Origin of the sequence: Streptomyces zingiberis, assembly GCF_012034935.1 — a bacterium.
In the GTDB taxonomy this organism is placed as follows: Bacteria; Actinomycetota; Actinomycetes; order Streptomycetales; family Streptomycetaceae; genus Streptomyces; species Streptomyces zingiberis.
This window is the reverse complement of the sequence record NZ_JAATEN010000018.1, coordinates 108,058-126,800: the sequence shown is the minus strand read 5'-3', so window position 1 is coordinate 126,800 and position 18,743 is coordinate 108,058. Positions and strand designations below refer to the sequence as shown.

The following is an 18,743-nucleotide window of genomic DNA, read 5'->3' as shown; positions in this document are numbered from 1 at the left end:
TCCGCCGGTCCGGGGCATACGGTGGCAGGCGAGGTCGTCGGCGGGCGGGAGGATCACATGGGCCGGGTCACCGAGCGGCGGCGCGTCACGCGCATCCGGGGCGGCGTGGTGAGCGCGCGGCCGGACACCCTCGTGGCGGAGGAGCCGCTGGAGATCCGGCTGAACGGCAAACCGCTCGCGGTGACGATGCGCACCCCCGGGGACGACTTCGCGCTCGCCGCGGGTTTCCTGGTCAGCGAGGGCGTGCTGGGCCGGGCGGAGGAGCTGGCCAACATCGTCTACTGCGCGGGGGCCACCGCGGACGGCGCGAACACGTACAACGTCGTCGACGTCCGTCTCGCGCCGGGCGTGGTGGTGCCCGACGTCACGCTGGAGCGCAACGTCTACACCACCTCCTCCTGCGGCCTCTGCGGCAAGGCCAGCCTGGACGCGGTCCGGACCACCGCCCGCTGGCCGGTGGCCGACGAGCCGCCGGTGCGACTCACTCCCGCGCTGCTGGCCGGGCTGCCCGACCGGCTGCGGGAGGCGCAGCGGGTGTTCGACCGGACGGGCGGGCTGCACGCGGCCGGGCTGTTCTCCCCCGAGGGCGAGCTGCTGGACCTGCGGGAGGACGTGGGGAGGCACAACGCCGTGGACAAGCTGGTGGGCCGGGCGCTGCGGGACGGGCGGCTGCCGCTGTCGCGGAGCGTGCTGCTGGTGTCGGGGCGGGCCTCGTTCGAGCTGGCGCAGAAGGCGGTGATGGCCGGCATTCCGGTGCTGGCCGCCGTCTCCGCGCCGTCCTCCCTCGCCGTGGACCTCGCGGCGGAGTCCGGACTGACGCTCGTCGGCTTCCTGCGGGGCGACTCGATGAACGTCTACGCCGGTGCCGAACGCGTGGACACCGGCCGGTAACCGCCCTCCGTGCACCGGGAGTCCCGCGCGCCCGCCTCGTGCCGTCCTGCGCCGACTCGCACCGTCCCACGGGGCCCGCGCCGGGCGAGCGGCGCCCGCGCCCGTACGCTCCCCCGGAGCGAGCGCGGGCCCGTGTGGAGCTCCGGTGCCCACCGGGCGGGTATCGCGTGCAGAAAACGGGCGGGAATTCCGGCTGCGGGGTCAGGATTTGGCCAACGGAACCCCACGACTCCCTCCCTCCCCCACCCGACCTGCACATTTACCGCACCCCACGCGTGCACAGGGCCCTCACACCGGCCGGGAACTTTCGGGTACGGTCACCGCTCGGTGAGATGCGAGGAGCGATGCGGTGCGTGAGATGTCCACCCCCGCCGTGGTGCCCCCGCCCCAGGCCGGGGGGCTGGCGGACGCCGTCTTCGACCGCGCGGTCCAGGACCCCCACAAGGTCGTGCTGGGCCGCAAGACGGACGGGGTCTGGCGTGATGTCACCGCCGGGGAGTTCCGCGACGAGGTGATGGCGCTCGCCAAGGGGCTCATCGCCGGGGGTGTGCGCTTCGGCGACCACGTCGCCGTCATGAGCCGCACCCGCTACGAGTGGACGCTCTTCGACTTCGCCCTGTGGAGCATCGGCGCCCTGCCCGTCCCCGTCTACCCGACCTCCTCCGCCGAGCAGGTCCTGTGGATCCTGCACGACGCGGACATCGTGGCCTGCGTGGTCGAGCACGAGGACCACTCCATGACGGTCGGCTCGGTGATCGACCGGCTGCCGCGGATGAACCGGCTGTGGCAGCTCGACGCCGGCGCGGTGGACGAGCTGACCGCGGCCGGGGCGCACATCGACGACGACGTGGTCCACCGCCACCGGCGGGCCGTCACCCCGGACTCCCCCGCCACGGTGATCTACACCTCCGGCACCACCGGCCGGCCCAAGGGCTGCGTCCTCACCCACGCCAACTTCCTCTTCGAGAGCGGCACCCTCGTGGAGCGGTGGCAGGCCGTCTTCCGCACCCGGGACGGCGAGGAGCCCTCCACCCTGCTCTTCCTGCCGATCTCGCACGTCTTCGGCCGCATGGTGGAGGTGGCGGGCATCGTGCACGGCGTGAAGATGGGCCACCAGCCCGAACTCTCCGCGAAGGCCCTGATGCCGGATTTCGCGGAGTTCCGGCCGACGTTCATCCTGGCCGTCCCGCACATCTTCGAGAAGATCTTCAGCGGCTCACGGCGCAAGGCCGAGACCGAGGGGAAGCTGCGCCCCTTCGACAAGGCGGTGGAGGTCGCCGTGCGCTACGCGGAGGCCGTGGAGAACCGGGCCTTCGGCACCGGCCCGGGGCCCGGCCCCGCCCTGCGGATGCAGCACCAGGTCTTCGACAAGCTCGTCTACGGCAAGCTGCGGGCCGCCATGGGCGGGCGGATCCGCCACGCCATGTCGGGCGGCTCGGCGATGGAGCGGCGGCTGGGCCTGTTCTACGCGGGCGCCGGCATCACCGTCATCGAGGGTTACGGGCTGACGGAGACCACCGGGGCGGCGACCGCCAACCCGCCGGAGCGCCTCCGCCACGGCACCGTGGGCCAGCCCGTCCCCGGCACCTCCGTACGCGTCGCCGGCGACGGCGAGATATGGGTCAGCGGGCCCAACGTCTTCAGCGGCTACCTCAACGAGCCCAAGGCGACCCACGCGGTGCTCCGGGACGGCTGGCTGGCCACCGGCGACCTCGGCTCGCTGGACGAGGACGGCTATCTCACCATCACCGGGCGGAAGAAGGAGATCCTGGTGACGGCGAGCGGCAAGACCGTCTCGCCGGGGCCCCTGGAGGAACGGGTCCGGCTGCATCCGCTGGTCGCCCAGTGTCTCGCCGTCGGCAACGACCGGCCGTACGTCGCGGCGCTGGTCACCCTCGACCAGGAGGCCGTCGACCACTGGCTGACGGTGCGCGGCAAGCCGAAGATGAAACCGGCGGAGCTGGTGCGGGACAAGGAGCTGGAGACGGAGATCCGCCGCGCCGTGGTGGCGGCCAACACCATGGTGTCGCAGGCCGAGTCGATCCGCACCTTCCGCATCCTGGCCGGGCAGTTCACCGAGGAGCGGGGGCTGCTCACGCCCTCGCTGAAGCTGAGGCGCAAGGCCATCGCGGAGCGGTACGCCCGCGAGATCGAGGCCCTGTACCGCACCTGAGCCACCCGCGCCCCGGCGCCGCCGCCCCCGGGTGGCGGCGCGGCGCCGGCGGTGGTGCCCCGGCGGTGGGGCCCGGCCCGCCGGCTCCTCGTCCGGTGACGCTCCACGCGGAATACGTTTCCCGGAGTGCGGAACCGGTGGTCATCAATCACCCGGAACGGGGCAGAATCGAGGAGTCCCCACGGCACACGCCACACACGACACGTACGACCACACGACGCAAAGGAATCGACCGCTCGTGAGCCACGTTCCCGACATCACGCTCAACAACGGCGTCCGCATGCCGCAGCTCGGCTTCGGCGTCTGGCAGGTACCGGACGACGAGGCCACGGACGCGGTGACCGCCGCGCTCGAAACCGGCTACCGGTCCATCGACACCGCCGCGATCTACGGCAACGAGGCCGGCACCGGGGCGGGCATCGCCCGTTCCGGCCTCCCCCGCGAGGAGGTCTTCGTCACCACGAAGGTGTGGAACAGCGACCAGGGCTACGACACGACCCTCCGCGCCCTGGACACCTCGCTGGAGAAGCTCGGCCTGGACCAGGTGGACCTCTACCTCATCCACTGGCCGATGCCCAAGCGCGACCGCTACGTCGACACCTTCCGCGCCCTGGAGCAGATCCGGAAGGACGGCCGGGCCCGCGCCATCGGCGTCTCCAACTTCCTGCCCGAGCACCTCGTGCGGCTGCTCGACGAGACGGAGGTCGTCCCCGCCGTCAACCAGATCGAGCTGCACCCCTGGCTCCAGCAGGGCGACTCCCGGGCCTTCCACGCGGAGCACGACATCGCCACCGAGGCGTGGTCGCCGCTCGGCTCGGGCAAGGGGCTGCTCGACGAACCGGCCATCGGCCGTATCGCGGAGCGGCTGGGGCGCACGCCCGCGCAGGTCGTCCTCCGCTGGCACCTCCAGCTCGGCAACGTGGTGATCCCCAAGTCGGTCACCCCGTCCCGGATCAAGGAGAACTTCGACGTCTTCGGCTTCGAGCTGGACGGCGAGGACATGGCGGCGATCGCCGCGCTGGACTCCGGGAAGCGGCTGGGCGCAAACCCGGCCGAGGCCGACTTCACCTGAGCCGCCGAGGCGCGTCCCCGCCCGCCGCACCGGCGGGCCCGGGCACCCGCCGGCCCCTCACCGCCCCACCGCCCGCCCCGCCGCCCTCCCCCCGCCCCCGGCGGGCCGGGCGGCGGGGCGGCGCCGTACGCGTGGTCCCGGGCACGGCCCGGCCGCCCCGGGTGCGGCCCCGCGACGGCGAGGGCCGGAAAAACGTTGACCTCAAGCGCGCTCGAACTCCTAACGTGTCCGCCATGGACATGGAAGTCACCGCGTGGACGTCCCTTCACCACGCCGCCAACGCCGCCACCAAGGACGACGCGCGCCCGTTCGCCCGGGCCACGCTCCGCCGCATCGGCGCCTTCGCCCGCCCGCACCGCACCGCACTGCTGTGGTTCCTGCTGCTGAGCGTCCTCACGGCCACCCTCGCCGTCGCCACGCCGGTACTCGCCGGACGGGTCGTGGACGGCATCGTCCGCGGCGCCCCGGCGGCCACCGTCACCACCCTGGCCGTCGCCATCGCGATCATCGCGGTCGCCGAGGCCGGGCTCGGGCTGCTCGCCCGCCGGCTCTCCGCGGGCATCGGCGAGGGTCTCATCCTCGATCTGCGGCGGGCCGTCTTCGACCACGTCCAGCGGATGCCCGTGGCCTTCTTCACCCGCACCCGCACCGGGGCGCTGGTCAGCCGTCTCAACAACGACGTGATCGGCGCGCAGCGCGCGTTCAGCGACACCCTCTCCGGTGTCGTCGCCAATCTCGTCACCCTGGCGCTCACCCTGGTGGTGATGGTCAGCCTCTCCTGGCGGATCACGCTGCTCGCGCTGCTCCTGCTGCCGGTGTTCGTGCTGCCCGCGCGCCGCATGGGCGGCCGGCTGGCGGCGCTGCGGCGGGAGGCCGCGCGCTACAACTCCGCGATGTCCACACAGATGACGGAGCGTTTCTCCGCCCCCGGCGCCACCCTGGTCAAGCTCTTCGGCCGGCCGGCGGAGGAGTCGGCGGAGTTCGCGGCCCGCGCGCGGCGGGTGCGGGACATCGGCATCCGCACCGCCATGCTGCAAACGGTCTTCATCACCGCGCTCACCCTCGTCTCCGCCCTCGCGCTGGCCCTCGTCTACGGGCTCGGCGGCCTCTCCGCGCTGCGCGGCGGCCTGGAGCCGGGGGACGTGGTCGCCCTCGCGCTGCTGCTCACCCGGCTCTACGCGCCCCTGACCGCCCTGGCGGGGGCGCGCGTCGAGGTGATGAGCGCCATGGTGAGCTTCGAGCGCGTCTTCGAGGTGCTGGACCTCAAGCCGCTGATCGAGGAGAAGCCGGACGCGGTACGGGTGCCGGACGGGCCGGTCGCCGTGGAGTTCGACGCGGTGTCCTTCGGTTACCCGTCCGCCGACAAGGTGTCCCTGGCCTCCCTGGAGGAGGTCGCCGCGCTCGACACCCGCGGGGGCACCCGCGTGCTGCACGAGGTGTCGTTCCGGGTGGAACCGGGCCGCATGGTGGCGCTCGTCGGCTCCTCGGGCGCCGGGAAGTCCACCATCGCGCAGCTCCTGCCCCGGCTGTACGACGTCGACGAGGGCGCGATCCGGCTCTCCGGCACCGACGTCCGCGACCTCACCGCGGAGTCCCTGCGCGCGACGGTCGGCCTCGTCACCCAGGACGGCCACCTCTTCCACGAGTCGATCCGCGCCAACCTGCTGCTGGCCCGGCCGGAGGCGACGGAGGAGGAGGTGTGGGAGGTGCTGCGCCGCGCCCGCCTCGACGGCCTGGTGGCCGAACTCCCCGACGGGCTGGACACCGTCGTCGGCGAACGCGGCTACCGTCTCTCCGGCGGGGAGCGGCAGCGCCTGACCATCGCCCGGCTGCTCCTGGCCCGCCGGCGGGTCGTCGTCCTGGACGAGGCGACGGCCCACCTGGACTCCACCTCCGAGGCGGCGGTGCAGGAGGCGCTGGCCGAGGCCCTGTCCGGGCGGACCGCGGTGGTGATCGCGCACCGGCTCTCCACCGTGCGCGCCGCCGACCAGATCCTCGTCGTGGAGGCCGGCCGGATCGTGGAGCGCGGCACGCACGAGGAGCTGCTGGCCGCGGGCGGACGGTACGAGGAGCTGTACCGCACGCAGTTCAGCGACCCGGGGTCCGGCACCGGAGCGGGCACGCCGGCCGGGGTGGCCGGTGCCCCGCGTCAGACGACCGTCACCGGGTGACGGACCACCGCGTCGAACAGATAGCCCTGGGTGTTGGGCACGGCGGTGTCCGGCTGGGTGCGGCCGGCGGAGTCGGTGGCCCGGGCCAGGAGGTGGACGGGCCCGGGTGCGCCGGGTTTCCAGGGCAGGGACCAGCGGGCCCAGCTGCCGGCGCGGGAGGAGTCGTGCAGCCGGGCCGGGCGCCAGTTCGCCCCGCCGTCGGTGCTGACCTCGACCCGGGTGATGCCTCCGGCGCCCGACCAGGACCGGCCGTGCAGCACCTGCCGCTGCCCGGCCGGGAAGGCGGCGCCATCCGGCAGTTCGAAGGCGCTCTTGACCGTCTGCCGGGTCAGCGGGGCGCTGCCGTCCGCCGGGTGGGCGGGGCCGAACAGCCGGTAGAGGGTGGTGTTCCAGGGGGAGAACAGGGGCTGCGCGGACACCTCGATGTCGCCCACCCACTTGACCGAGGCGATCCCCACCCAGGAGGGCACCAGGACCCGGACCGGGTGGCCGTGGTCGTGCGGCAGCGGTTCGCCGTTCATCTCGTACGCGAGCAGGACGTCGTCCAGGGCCTTGGCCAGGGGCAGCGGACGGCGCACCCGGCCCAGGTCCTCCCCGCCGCTGACGTACTCCGCGTCCAGGCCGCGCGGCTGGACGTCCACGGCGTACGGGGAGAGCCCGGCCCGGTGCAGGACGTCGGCCAGGCGCACCCCGCGCCAGCGGGCGACGCCGATCGCGCCGAGCTTCCACGGGGTGCCGCTCACCGTCTCGCCCTGCTGATCCGTGTAGTACCCGCGCCCGTTCCCGGCGCATTCGACGAACGCGGTCCGGGTGACGGCGGGCAGCGCGCGCAGCTCCTCGTAGCCGAACTCCACCGCCCGGTCCTCGCCGGGTGCCCCCCGCAGCCCGCTGCCCCACAGCCGCAGCCGCCAGTCACCGGCGTCCAGCACGGGGGTGGCGGTGTGGTTGCGTACGAAGAACAGCTCGTTGGGGGTGTGGAGGCCGGTTCCGCGCAGCGCCTCCCACCGGGTCTCGGCGTTGGTGCCGTGGCGGAGGAACCACTCGGGCGGCAGCGGCTTGACGATCGGGGCACCGGCACCGGCACCGGCACGGTCACCGTCGCTGTCACCGGCGGCGGCCCGGCCCGCGGCGGAGTGGGCCCGCTCACCGGTACCCGCCGCACGGGCCGGGGACGGGGACGCCAGCGCGGTGCCGCCGGCCGTGGCGGCGAGCAGGGTGAGCAGGGCGCGGCGGCTCACCCCGTCGGCCCGGGCCTCCCCGGCGAGCCACTGGCGCAGCCGGCGGCGGTCGTAGGCGGTCTCGTCGGGGTGGGGCACGGCAGCGCGCGGCGGCGGGGGCGGGGCTGATGCGGACATGAGGCTCCTCTCGTCGGCGGACGAGGCCGGCGGGACGGGGTGCGGGACGGGGTGGCGGGAGAACAAAGGGGACGGGAGGCCGGGGGAACGGGAGGGCTGAGCCACCGGGGCGGACCGGGCGGCGACGGCGGCCGGGCGGCGGCGCGGCGGATCGCGGTCGCCGGCCGGTGGCCCGGGTGGTCCAGGTGACTCAGGTGGGCCGGCCCCGGGCCGCTCACGCGCCGGGACCGTCCACCGCGTCAGCCGTCGGTCCGGGGCAGCCCGGGCGGGTTGATCTCCGATTCCTGCACCGCCTCGCCGCTCAGCCCCCAGCGCTTCAGCACCCGCGCGTAGGTGCCGTTGCCGATGACCTCGTTCAACGCGCCGGCCAGCGGTTCGGCCAGCCCGTTGTCCTTCTTGGTGGTGGCCGCGATGAGGCCCTGGAGGGTGGCCCCGGCGCCGGAGGAGGTGCCGGCTATCTCGGTCTCGCCGGTGGTGGCCACGTGGTAGGCGGCGGTCGGGTTGGGGCCGAGGAAGAGATCGATCCGGCCGGACCTGAGGGCCAGATAGGTGTCGCTGACCTTCCGGTAGTACTTGATGTCCACCGGGTCGCGGCCGGCCTTCTCGTTCAGCTCGCTCCACTCGATCAGCAGCTTCTCCTGGTTGGTCCCGGTGTCCACGGCGACCGTCCTGCCCGCCACGTCCTCGGGTCCGGTCACCTTCAGGCCGCTGCCCTTCTTCGCCTCGAACGCCAGGTTGTCCTCGCGGTAGGTCGCGAAGTCGTACGTGTCCTTGCGCTCCTCGGTGACGGTGATGTTGCTGAACCCGGCGTCGTACTTCCCGCTGTCGAGCCCGACGAAGATGTTCTCCCACGAGACCGTGTTGATCCGCGCTTCGAGGCCGAGGACGTCGGCGACCAGGTACGCGAGGTCGGGTTCGACGCCGATGACGGTCTTGTTGTCGGTGGCGTGGAAGGTGAGCGGCGCCGCGGAACCGGAGGAGTTGACGATCTCCAGGGTGCCCCGCTCGCGGATCTCCCGCGGGAGCCGGGCGGCGATGGAGTCGACCTTCTCCGTGGTGACGCGGTTCTGGTCGGGGCTGAGGTTGATCTTCGTGCGGGGGCCCCGCGTGCCGTCCCCGCCGACCTCGGCCGTGCCGCCGTCGGTGGGGTCGGCGCAGGCGGCCAGGGCGAGCGCGGCGACGAGGGCGAGCGCGGACGCGGCGGTGCGGCGGAACAGAGGGGGCACGGTGGTTCTCCTCGGGTGAGACGGAACGGGAACGGGTGGAAAGGCGCGGGGCGGCGGGGGCCGCGGGGCGGGAGAGGACACAGGGGACGCGGTGGCGGGGATGGCGGGAGGGGCGGCGTCCGTCAGAGGACCTTGGAGAGGAAGGCGCGGGTGCGCTCGTGGCGCGGGGTGTCCAGGACGGCCGCGGGCGGCCCCTGCTCCACCACGACACCGCCGTCGAGGAACACCACCGTGTCGGCGACCTCGCGGGCGAAGCCGATCTCATGGGTCACGACGATCATGGTGGTGCCGCCGCGGGCCAGGTCCTTGATGACGTCGAGGACCTCACCGACCAGTTCCGGGTCGAGCGCGGAGGTGGGCTCGTCGAAGAGCAGCACCTTCGGTTCGAGGGCGAGCGCACGGGCGATGGCCACGCGCTGCTGCTGCCCGCCGGAGAGCTGCCGGGGGTAGGCGTCCGCCTTGCCGGCGAGGCCGACCCGCGCCAGCAGCTCACGGGCCGTGGCCACCGCCTCCCGGCGCGGTCGCCGCAGCGCGGAGACCGGGGCCTCCACGAGGTTCTCCGCCACGGTCAGGTGCGGGAAGAGGTTGAAGTTCTGGAAGACGAACCCGATGCGGGTCCGCTGCCTGAGGATCTCCTTCTCCTTCAGCTCGTACAGCTTGCCGCCCGCGCGGCGGTAGCCGATGAGCTCCCCGTCGACCCCGATCCAGCCGCGGTCGACCTTCTCCAGATGGTTGACGGCGCGCAGCAGCGTCGACTTGCCGGACCCCGACGGGCCGACGATCACGGTCACCTCACCGGCCCGGACCTGGAGATCGATGCCGCGCAGCACCTCCGTGGCGCCGAAACTCTTGTGGACACCGCGGATGTCCACCATCACCGCGCTCATCGGCGGTCTCCCGGGGGTTCGGCGGCGCGGGCCGGCGGCCCGCCCCGGGTGGTCGCGGCGGGGAGGCCGCGCAGGAAGGCCCGGGCGCGCCCGAGCGGTGTGGGCGGCGGGGTGCGGTCGGCGCCCCGGGCGAAGCGGCGCTCCACGTAGTACTGCGCCACCGACAGCAGGGAGGTCAGCACCACGTACCAGACCGTGGCGACCAGCAGCAGCGGGATCACCCGGCCGTTGCGTCCGTAGATCACCTGGGTCTGGTAGAAGAGCTCGCCGATGGACATGACGTACACCACCGACGTGCCCTTGAGCAGGCCGACGATCTCGTTGCCGGCCGTGGGCAGGATCGCCCGCATGGCCTGCGGCAGCACGATCCGGCGGATCTGCCGCAGCCGGGGAAGGCCGAGCGCGGCGGCGGCCTCCCGCTGCCCCTGGTCCACCGAGAGGACGCCGCCGCGGACGATCTCGGCGGCGTAGGCGGCCTGGTGGAGCGTCAGCCCGATGACGGCGGCGCCGATGGTGCCGATCAGGTCGTTGCTCTCCACGGACCACAGCACCGGCCCGAAGGGGATGCCGACGCCCAGCCGCTCGTACAGGGCGCTCAGGTTGAACCAGAACACGAGCTGGACGATCATCGGAATGGACCGGAAGATCCAGACGTAGCCCCAGGCGACGGTCCGCAGCACCGGGCTCCCGGAGAGCCGCATGAACGCCAGGACGGTGCCGAGGAGGAAGCCCAGCACGGTGGCGTAGGCGGTGAGCTGGAGCGTCACCCACACCGCCCGGACGATCGTCTCGGAGAAGACGTAGGCGCCGAAGACGTCCCACTCCCAGACGGGGTTGGTGGCCAGGCCGTGCGCGAACTGGACGAGGAGCACGGCCACGGCCGCGGCGGCGGCCCAGCGGGCGGGGTGGCGGGCGGGGACAACCGTGAGCGAGGCCGGGTCGTCCGGGAGGGGCGGAGTGCCGGGGCCGGAGCCCGGGGAGGCCGCTCCGGGTGGCGCGGCGGCGGGGGCCTTCACCGGGGTCCGTCCTCTCCGGGGGCGGTGGGCAGGCCGGTTCCGGGCATCCCGGGCAGCTGTGCCGCGGGAGGACGCCTCCCGGGGAGACGCCCCTCGGAAAGGTGCTTCTCGGAAAGGTGCTTCTCGGGAAGGTGCTTCTCGGGAAGGTGCTTCTCGAAGGCCAGCGGGCCGATCGTCTCCGGGTCGGCGCCGGTGTCGAACAGCGGTGTGTAGCCGGTGGCCAGGTACAGCCCGCGGGCCTCGGGCTGGCGCGGCCCGGTGGTGAGCCGGATCCGCCGGTAGCCGCGTGCCCGCGCCTCGTTCTCCAGTTCGGCGACCACGCGGCGGGCGAGACCGCGGCGGCGGTGGGCGGAGTGCGTCCAGATCCGCTTCAGTTCGGCCGTGGCCGGGTCGTGGCGGCGGAACGCGCCGCCCGCGACGGGTTCTCCGTGGTCGAGGAGCAGGAGGAGAACACCCCCGTGGGAGGGGGTGAACTCCGCGTCGGGGTGGCGGGTGAACTCGTCCCGGGCGTCCGCGCCGTAGCGCGTGGCGTACTCGTGGGCCAGTTCCCGCAGCAGGGGCCGGACGCGCGGGTCGGAGACGGGCACGCGGACCACCGCCGGATCGGCCGCCGCCCGGGGCGGCGGTGCCGTGGACGTCATCCGCCCACCGCCGTGAGGATCCGCTCCAGGTTCCGGGGGCCCCGTTCCGCGCCCTCCGCGTCGCGCTTGGCGACCTCCTCGCGGACGATCGGGATCACGTGGCGGCCGAAGTCGGCGGCGTCGTCCAGCAGGGCGTAGCCGCGGGCGGAGAGGATGTCGACGCCCAGGTCGTAGTAGTCGAGCAGGGCGCGGGCGACGGTCTCGGGGGTGCCGACCAGGGCGTTGGAGTTCCCCGCGCCACCGGTCGCGGCGGCGGTCGGGGTCCACAGGGCGCGGTCGTACCGTTCCCCCTCGGCGGCGATCGCGACGAGCCGCTGCGAACCGGTGTTCTCCGGCGCGTCGCCCCGGTGGTGCCGCACCAGGCCCGCCCGGCGGTGGTCCCGGATGGCCCCGACGGTGCGGTGGGCCTTCTCCCAGGCCAGGTCCTCGGTGGGGGCGATGATCGGGCGGAAGGCGGCCTGGATGCGGGGGACGTCGGTGCGGCCCGCGGCCTTCGCGGCGGCCCGCACGGTCTCGATCTGCTCGGCGGTCCGCTCCAGGGGCTCGCCCCACAGGCAGTAGATGTCGGCCTCGGCGCCGCCAGCTGCGTACGCGGCGGGCGAGGAGCCGCCGAAGGAGACACCGGGGCGCGGGCGCTGGACGGGGAAGACGTCGCTGACGAAGTCGTGGAAGCGGTAGTGCCCGCCCTCGTGGTCGAAGGGCTCGTGGCTGGTCCAGACCTTCTTCACGATCCGGATGTACTCGCGGGTGCGGGCGTAGCGCTCGTCCTTGGTGAGGGTGTCGCCCTCGCGCCGCTGCTCGTGGTCGTTGCCGCCGGTGATGAAATGGACCGTCAGCCTCCCCTCGCTGATCTGGTCGAGGGTGGCGAAGGTCTTGGCGGCGAAGGTCGGGTACGACACGTTGGGCCGGTGGGCGAGCAGGAGCTGGAGCCGGTCCAGGCGGCTTGCGATGTAGGCGGCGGCGGGCGCGGGGTCCGGCGACCCGGAGCCGTAGGCGAACAGCACCCGGTCCCACCCGTGGTCCTCGTGCGCCCGGGCGAGCCGCAGCGTGTACTCCTTGTCGAAGGCGGGTCCGGTCCGGGGGGTGGTCTCGGAACCGTCGTGGGTGGCGGCGATGCCGAGGAATTCCACGGGCATGTCGGTGGCCTTTCGGGAACGACCGCGCCGGCGCGCGGCGGGGCACGGCCTTGCGCGCGGGCGCCGGGAGCGACGGGGACGGGTGACGGGCACGGCAGGTGAGGTGCGTGGGGGGCGGTCAGGTGACGGCCCGTCAGATGAACGGGCGCGCCGGACAGCGCGTGTGACGACGCCGGGCGTCGGGTGGGACGGGGCCGCGGCAGCGCGCGGGAAGGGGGAACTCGGCCCGCGACGGCGGGTTCACCGAGGGAGGGAAGGGCCGGTCAGCCGGCCCGCTGCCGCGTCAGGCGCAACACGAGGCCGACCACACCCGACCGAAGTCGATGTGGACGCGCGAGACCAAGCGCCGCTGGGCAGTCATGCGGACCATTGAGCAGCACATCCCACGCTTCGTCAAGCGGTCACCCTCCCCCGGGGCCGTTCCGGCGGGCCCCCGCCACGCGCTGTTGACACATCCGCGCCATGGGCACATACGATCGAGGACGGACCGGCTCCGCCCCGCGCGGCGGACCGTCCGGCCGCGTTGAGGGACGCGGCGCATGTGACGACGCCGGACCCCGGCCACACCACACCCGCGCGGCGCCGTGGCGCCGTGCCTCCCGCCGGTGTCACCGGGTGACCGCCCCCGCCTGCGCCTCCCTCCCCCGGAGAACCTTCTGATGGCCACCTCTTCCGGTGCCGTGCCCCGCGGCGCCGGCCCTTCCGGCATCCCGCCGGCCGGCGCCACCACCGCGATCACCACCGCGATCACCGTCGAAGCCCCGATCACGCCCCCCGTCGCGACCGCCGTCTCCGGCACCGGCGTCGCCGCCGCGGTCCGTGTGGCGACACCCTCGTGGTGGGCGAGCGCCCTCCGGCCCGTCCCCCGTGGCAGCGCCGGTTCCCGCCCACCGGGGGCCGCGCCGCGCCGCCGCGGCGGGCGCCGGGCGATCACCTGCGCGCTCCGCCACCTCGCGGTCGCCGGTGTGTTCGGCCCGGGCCGGTACCCCGGCCGGCGGCGCGGGCGCCGGGCAGACCCCCGCGCGCTGCCCGCGCCTCCGCCCCGGCGGCCGCGGGGCCGCCCGGCCGTCCTGCTCGCCCTGCCCGCCACGGCGCCGGCCCCCGGCGCCCACCCGGCGGACGGCGGTGACCGGTGAACGGCCGCCCCGGCGCGGCGGTCCTGGTCGTCGTCGGCGCGGGCCCCCGCGCCACCGGCCTCCTGGAGCGCATCGCCGCCAACGCCCCCGAACTCTGGCGCGCGGACCGGGAGTTGCGCATCCATCTGGTGGATCCGCACCCGCCCGGCCCCGGCCGGATCTGGCGGCACCGGCAGTCGCCGCTGCTGCGGATGAACTCCATGGCCGAGGACGTCACCCTGTTCACCGACGCGTCCTCCACGATCGAGGGCCCGGTGCGGCCGGGCCCCTCCCTCGCCGAATGGGCCGCCCGGTTCCACGGGGCGGGGGCGGATGACCCGCCGCACTCCCCCGGGCTCCCGGGCTCCCCCGCACGGGAGGCGCCCTCACCCCGGCCCGCCGTCCCGCCCGGCCGGACGCCGCCCCCGGGCACGCCCGCGGCCCCGGCCGACGGGGGAGAACCCCGGCCCGGCTCCACGCCGTCCTACCGGCCGGGGACAACCCCGCGCCCGCCTTCGTCCCCGCACCCGCCATCGTCCCCGCGTCCGCCTTCGCCCCCGGCCGGCCGAGGCGCGGCCCCGCCCGGGCCACCGGCCTCCCCCGGCCCGGGCCGCGTGCCCCCGCCGGGCTCCCAGGCCGTCCCCGGCCCGGACGGCCCGCCCCCGCCGTCCGCCGACCCGGACGTGCTCGCCGAGCTGCGCGCCCTGCGCGGAACGGACTTCCCCACCCGCCGGGCCCAGAGCGCCTACCTGGACTGGGTGTTCCGCCGGGCGCTGGCCGACCTGCCGCCCTCGATCACCGTCACCTGGCACCGCGCCACCGCGACCGCGGTCACCGGCCCCGCGGACGGACCGCAGCACGTCCATCTCGCCGGCCGCGCCACCCCGCTCACCGCCGACCTCGTGGTGCTCGCCCAGGGACACCTCGGCGCCGCACCCGACGCGGTTCACCGCGGCCGCGCCGCCTTCGCCCGCCGCCACGGGCGCTTCCACCTCCCGCCGGAGTTCTCCGCCGACGCCGACCTCTCCGCCCTGCGCCCCGGGGAGGACGTCATCGTCCGCGGCTTCGGCCTGGCGTTCGTCGATCTCATGGCGCTGCTCACCGAGGGCCGGGGCGGCACGTACCGCACCGGGCCCGGCGGCGTCCTCACCTACCTCCCCTCGGGCCGCGAGCCCGTCCTCCACGTCGGATCGCGGCGCGGGGTGCCGTACCACGCCAAGACGGGGTACCGGCTCCAGGGCCCCCGGCCGCCGCTGCCCCGGTACTTCGGGCCCGCTGCGATCGGCGCCCTGCTCGCCGGGGGCCGTCCGCTGGACCTGCGCCGCGACGTGTGGCCGCTGATGGCCAAGGAGATCGGCTTCGGCCACTACCACGAGCTGTTCCACGCCCACCCCGGGCGCACGGCCCTGCCCTGGCCGGAGTTCCTCGCCGCGTACGACCACCTCGACTGGCACTCCCCCGCCATGGCCGGCCTCGTCGGCGCCGCCGTGCCCGGCCCGGCGGACCGGCTGGACCTCGCGTCCCTCGACCGGCCCCTGGACGGCCTGTCCTTCCCGGCGCCGGAGGACTTCCAGGACCATCTGCGCGACCACATCACCCGGGACGTCACCCGCCGGGAGAATCCGGAGTTCAGCGCCGACCTCGGCGCCTTCCTCGCGCTGCTCTCCGTCTACGGGCAGCTGCCCCGCCTCGCCGCCGCGGGCCGTCTCACCGCCCGATCGGCCGCCGACGACCTCGACGGCTGGTGGCACGGCTTCTTCAGCTTCCTCGCCTCCGGACCACCCGGCTTCCGCCTGCGCCAGCTCCTCGCGCTCTCCCGGGCCGGGACCGTCCGCTTCGCGGGGGCGTCCCTCCAGGTCGGCACCGACGAGGCCACCGGCACGTTCACCGCCTCCAGCCCCACCGTCCCCGGGCACACCACCCACGCCACCGCCCTGATCGAGGCCCACCTGCCGCGCCCCTCCCTCAGCCGCACCGAGGACCCGCTGCTGCGGAGCCTGTACCGGGCCGGCGCGCTCACCGAGGAGGTCATCGCCGACCCCACCCGCACCCACCACTCCGGTCTGCTGGCCGTCTCGCCCGGCGGCCATGTCATCGACCCCGCCGCCGGCGGTCCGCACCCCCGCCGCCTCGCCCTCGGCGCGCCCACCAGCAGCCGGGCCCTCGCCGCCTTCGCCCGCCCGCACACCGACGCCCCGGCCTTCCGCCAGAACGACGCGGTGGCCCGCGCCCTGCTCCGCACCCTGGGCACCGCCGGGGCCGGCCCGGCCCCGTCCCCGGCGGACGGGCGGCCCCTCCAGGTATGAGCCCCTCCCGCGGCTCCGCCGCCCCCGCCCCCGTCCCACCTCTTTCACCGTCTCCCCCGCCCGGGCCCTGGTGGGAGCCGCCGGCCCCGGGCCCGCGCCGGGGTGGGCCACCGGTGAGCGCCGGGACCGCGCGCGTCCGCCCCGTACGCGCACGGCCGGGCCCCGGGGCGCGGGACCACCGCCCGGCCGCCGGGCCACCCGCGCCGCAGCGACCGGCCGCACGCCACGGCGCCGGGGCGCTCCGCCGGACGGCTGCGGCACCATGGCGGCTGCACCGATCACGTATTCACCCCCAGGAGCTCTCATGACCTGGCCGACCACGGTGGCCGGGCTGGCCGCCGGGCTGCTGACGGCGGCGGTGGCCACGCCGGTGGGGGTGTCGGGCGCGGTCTTCCTGCTGCCGGTGCAGCTGAGCGTGCTGGGGGTGCCCAGCCCGGCGGTCACGCCCACCAATCTGCTGTTCAACGTGGTGGCCGGGCCGGGCGCCCTGCTCCGCCACCACCGCGCGGGCCGGCTGTTCGGCCCGCTGACGCGGCGCCTGGTCCTGGGCGCCCTGCCCGGGGTGGTCATCGGCGCGGTGGTCCGGGTCTTCGCCGTCCCCGGGGCCACCGTCTTCCGCCTCCTGGTCGCCGCGCTGCTGGTGCCGCTGGGCCTGTGGCTCGTCGGGCGCACCCTCCGGCCCGCCCGGCGGGGCCCGGCCGCGTCCCCCTCGCCCCGGGCCCTCACCGGTCTGGCCCTGGCCGTCGGGGTCATGGGCGGGATCTACGGGATCGGTGGCGGCTCCGTCCTCGGCCCGGTGCTGGTGGGCCGGGGCATGCCCGTCGCCGGGGTGGCGCCGGCCGCTCTCGCCACCACGTTCGTCACCTCCGTGGCGGGCGCCGGGACCTTCGCGCTGCTCTCCCTGACCGGCTCCGGCGCCGTCGCGCCCGACTGGCCTCTCGGCCTGGCCTGTGGTGTCGGCGGGCTGATCGGCGGATACCTGGGGGCACGCCTCCAGCCTCACCTGCCCGAGACGGCGCTGCGCCTCCTGCTCGGCACGCTGGCCGCGGCACTCGGCACCCTGTACGCCGTGCAGGCGCTGGGCTGAGACGGGAGGTCCGGCCCCTCCGTGGCAGCGCGGACGGGGTTCCTCCGCACCGCCACGAGGGCAGGAGGAAAGCCGCATTCCGCCGCGAAACCCCGGACCCCTCGCCTGGACCGACCGAACCTGTCCCGCATCGCGAGATAAGGCAGTCCATCATATGAACACCCCATTGGGGTGGCGGCCACCATCTGACACGATCCCCATCAGACAGGTAGGAAAACTAGGGATCACCGGGGGTGGCCATGCGAACGCGGAGCCGCGCGGACCTGGCACTCCCCCTGCTCACCTCGCGTCGTCACATCGACCTCGCCCGCACGTCCAGCGCCGTCTGTCGCCCCGTCTGAGCCGTCCGCGGCCTCCCCTCCGGCCGCCGGCGCCCCCACGCCGGCCCGCCCCACCGCGTACCTCCTCCGGGCCCCGGGGCGCCCGACGACGCCGAAGCCCGCGAGCGGCGCAGGCCGGCGCGGGTCCACCCCACCCGCGTCCCGCGCCCTCCACACCTCCCTGATCAGCACTTTCCCTGAGAGGACACCTCCGTGTCTGCCGCAAGACCGCTCACCGCCCTGCGTACCCTCGCCGCCCTCGTGGCGCTCCCCCTCCTGCTCACCGCCTGCGGCTACGGGTCCGAGAGCGCCGACGACGAGCAGGGCGCCGAGGTGTCGGCGGGCGCCGAGAAGCTCTCCGCCGACGAGGTGAAGATCGGCTACTTCCCCAACCTCACGCACGCCACCGCCCTGGTGGGCATCGAGCAGGGTCTGCTCCAGAAGGAACTGGGCGGCACCAAGATCAAGACGTCGACCTTCAACGCCGGCCCCTCCGAGATCGAGGCGCTCAACGCCGGCTCCATCGACATCGGCTGGATCGGCCCCTCGCCCTCCATCAACGGCTACACCAAGTCCGGCGGCAAGAACCTCCGCATCATCGGCGGTTCCGCCTCCGGCGGCGTGAAGCTCGTGGTCAACCCCAAGAAGATCAAGTCCCTGGACGACGTCAAGGGCAAGAAGATCGCCACCCCGCAGCTCGGCAACACCCAGGACGTGGCGTTCCTCAACTGGATCGCCGAACAGGGCTGGAAGGTCGACGCCCAGAGCGGCAAGGGTGACGTCTCCGTCGTCCGCACGGACAACAAGATCACCCCTGACGCCTACAAGTCCGGCTCGATCGACGGCGCCTGGGTGCCCGAGCCGACGGCCTCCAAGCTGGTCACCGAGGGCGCCGAGGTCCTCCTCGACGAGGCCGACCTGTGGCCGGACAAGAAGTTCGTGATCACCAACATCATCGTGTCGCAGAGCTTCCTGAAGGAGCACCCGGACGTCGTCGAGGCCGTGCTGCGCGGCTCCGTGAAGACCAACAAGTGGATCGGCGACAACCCGGACGAGGCCAGGACCTCCGCCAACGCGGCGCTGAAGAAGCTGACCGGCAAGGAGCTGCCGGCCGACGTCCTGGACCCGGCGTGGGAGTCCATCACCTTCCTCGACGACCCGCTGGCCGCCACCCTCGACGCCCAGGCCGAACACGCCGTGCAGGCCGGGCTGCTGGAGAAGCCCTATCTGAAGGGCATCTACGACCTCGGCCCGCTCAACAAGGTGCTGACGGACGAGGGCGGCGACAAGGTCGGCGCCGCCGGGCTCGGCACCGAGTGACCCCCGACCGCACCGACCGCACCGACC

At 74.6% G+C, this 18,743-nt stretch carries 14 protein-coding genes and 1 pseudogene; 9 read left to right on the top strand and 6 right to left on the bottom strand.

The annotated features are described in order from the left end of the window. The first annotated feature begins 57 nt into the window (after positions 1-57). The 4 genes from fdhD (at position 58) to HCK00_RS20730 (ending at position 6,307) form a co-directional block, all read left to right on the top strand. Positions 58-891 carry a formate dehydrogenase accessory sulfurtransferase FdhD gene (fdhD, locus tag HCK00_RS20745; RefSeq protein WP_168103545.1) on the top strand — a complete coding sequence of 278 codons (834 nt, stop codon included), beginning with the start codon at positions 58-60 and terminating at the stop codon, positions 889-891. Between the two features lie 358 nt (positions 892-1,249). Then, on the top strand, positions 1,250-3,064 hold the full coding sequence (locus HCK00_RS20740; RefSeq protein WP_168103544.1) for an AMP-dependent synthetase/ligase: 1,815 nt from the start codon (positions 1,250-1,252) through the stop codon (positions 3,062-3,064). A gap of 238 nt (positions 3,065-3,302) precedes the next feature. After that, entirely contained in the window at positions 3,303-4,136 is an 834-nt protein-coding gene (locus HCK00_RS20735) for an aldo/keto reductase (RefSeq protein WP_168103523.1), read from the top strand. A 233-nt stretch (positions 4,137-4,369) separates the two neighbouring features. After that, the gene (locus HCK00_RS20730; RefSeq protein WP_168103522.1) at positions 4,370-6,307 is read left to right on the top strand and encodes an ABC transporter ATP-binding protein; all 1,938 of its coding nucleotides are present in this window, start codon (positions 4,370-4,372) and stop codon (positions 6,305-6,307) included. Here HCK00_RS20730 and HCK00_RS20725 read toward each other — a convergent pair. The 6 genes and pseudogenes from HCK00_RS20725 to HCK00_RS20700 all read right to left on the bottom strand — a co-directional run bounded on the left by HCK00_RS20725 (position 6,286) and on the right by HCK00_RS20700 (position 12,568). After that, positions 6,286-7,662, bottom strand: coding sequence for a sulfite oxidase (locus HCK00_RS20725; protein WP_168103521.1), 1,377 nt, complete (start codon positions 7,660-7,662; stop codon positions 6,286-6,288). The genes HCK00_RS20730 and HCK00_RS20725 overlap by 22 nt on opposite strands. A gap of 239 nt (positions 7,663-7,901) precedes the next feature. Then, positions 7,902-8,888, bottom strand: coding sequence for an ABC transporter substrate-binding protein (locus HCK00_RS20720; protein WP_168103520.1), 987 nt, complete (start codon positions 8,886-8,888; stop codon positions 7,902-7,904). Between the two features lie 122 nt (positions 8,889-9,010). Continuing rightward, entirely contained in the window at positions 9,011-9,775 is a 765-nt protein-coding gene (locus HCK00_RS20715; protein ID WP_277348269.1) for an amino acid ABC transporter ATP-binding protein, read from the bottom strand. Next, positions 9,772-10,791 carry an amino acid ABC transporter permease gene (locus tag HCK00_RS20710; RefSeq protein WP_168103519.1) on the bottom strand — a complete coding sequence of 340 codons (1,020 nt, stop codon included), beginning with the start codon at positions 10,789-10,791 and terminating at the stop codon, positions 9,772-9,774. The genes HCK00_RS20715 and HCK00_RS20710 overlap by 4 nt, the downstream gene beginning before the upstream one ends. A gap of 140 nt (positions 10,792-10,931) precedes the next feature. Next, positions 10,932-11,432 (bottom strand): annotated as a pseudogene (locus tag HCK00_RS20705) (GNAT family N-acetyltransferase); the annotation flags it as partial. Next, positions 11,429-12,568 carry an LLM class flavin-dependent oxidoreductase gene (locus HCK00_RS20700; protein ID WP_168103517.1) on the bottom strand — a complete coding sequence of 380 codons (1,140 nt, stop codon included), beginning with the start codon at positions 12,566-12,568 and terminating at the stop codon, positions 11,429-11,431. The gene HCK00_RS20700 and the pseudogene HCK00_RS20705, both read right to left, overlap by 4 nt. Before the next feature lie 659 nt (positions 12,569-13,227). Here HCK00_RS20700 and HCK00_RS20695 point away from each other — a divergent pair. From HCK00_RS20695 to HCK00_RS20675, 5 genes are all read left to right on the top strand, one after another. Beyond that, the gene (locus HCK00_RS20695; protein ID WP_168103516.1) at positions 13,228-13,704 is read left to right on the top strand and encodes a hypothetical protein; all 477 of its coding nucleotides are present in this window, start codon (positions 13,228-13,230) and stop codon (positions 13,702-13,704) included. Continuing rightward, positions 13,701-15,989: an FAD/NAD(P)-binding protein gene (locus tag HCK00_RS20685; protein WP_311765412.1), complete on the top strand. Its 2,289-nt coding sequence runs from the start codon at positions 13,701-13,703 to the stop codon at positions 15,987-15,989. The genes HCK00_RS20695 and HCK00_RS20685 overlap by 4 nt, the downstream gene beginning before the upstream one ends. A gap of 304 nt (positions 15,990-16,293) precedes the next feature. Further along, positions 16,294-17,076 carry a sulfite exporter TauE/SafE family protein gene (locus HCK00_RS20680; protein ID WP_168103515.1) on the top strand — a complete coding sequence of 261 codons (783 nt, stop codon included), beginning with the start codon at positions 16,294-16,296 and terminating at the stop codon, positions 17,074-17,076. 239 nt (positions 17,077-17,315) lie between these two features. Then, a complete protein-coding gene (locus HCK00_RS28530) occupies positions 17,316-17,417 on the top strand; it encodes a putative leader peptide (RefSeq protein WP_311765413.1) in 102 nt (33 codons plus the stop codon). 192 nt (positions 17,418-17,609) lie between these two features. Continuing rightward, positions 17,610-18,716 carry an ABC transporter substrate-binding protein gene (locus HCK00_RS20675; protein ID WP_168103514.1) on the top strand — a complete coding sequence of 369 codons (1,107 nt, stop codon included), beginning with the start codon at positions 17,610-17,612 and terminating at the stop codon, positions 18,714-18,716. Positions 18,717-18,743: the final 27 nt, after the last annotated feature.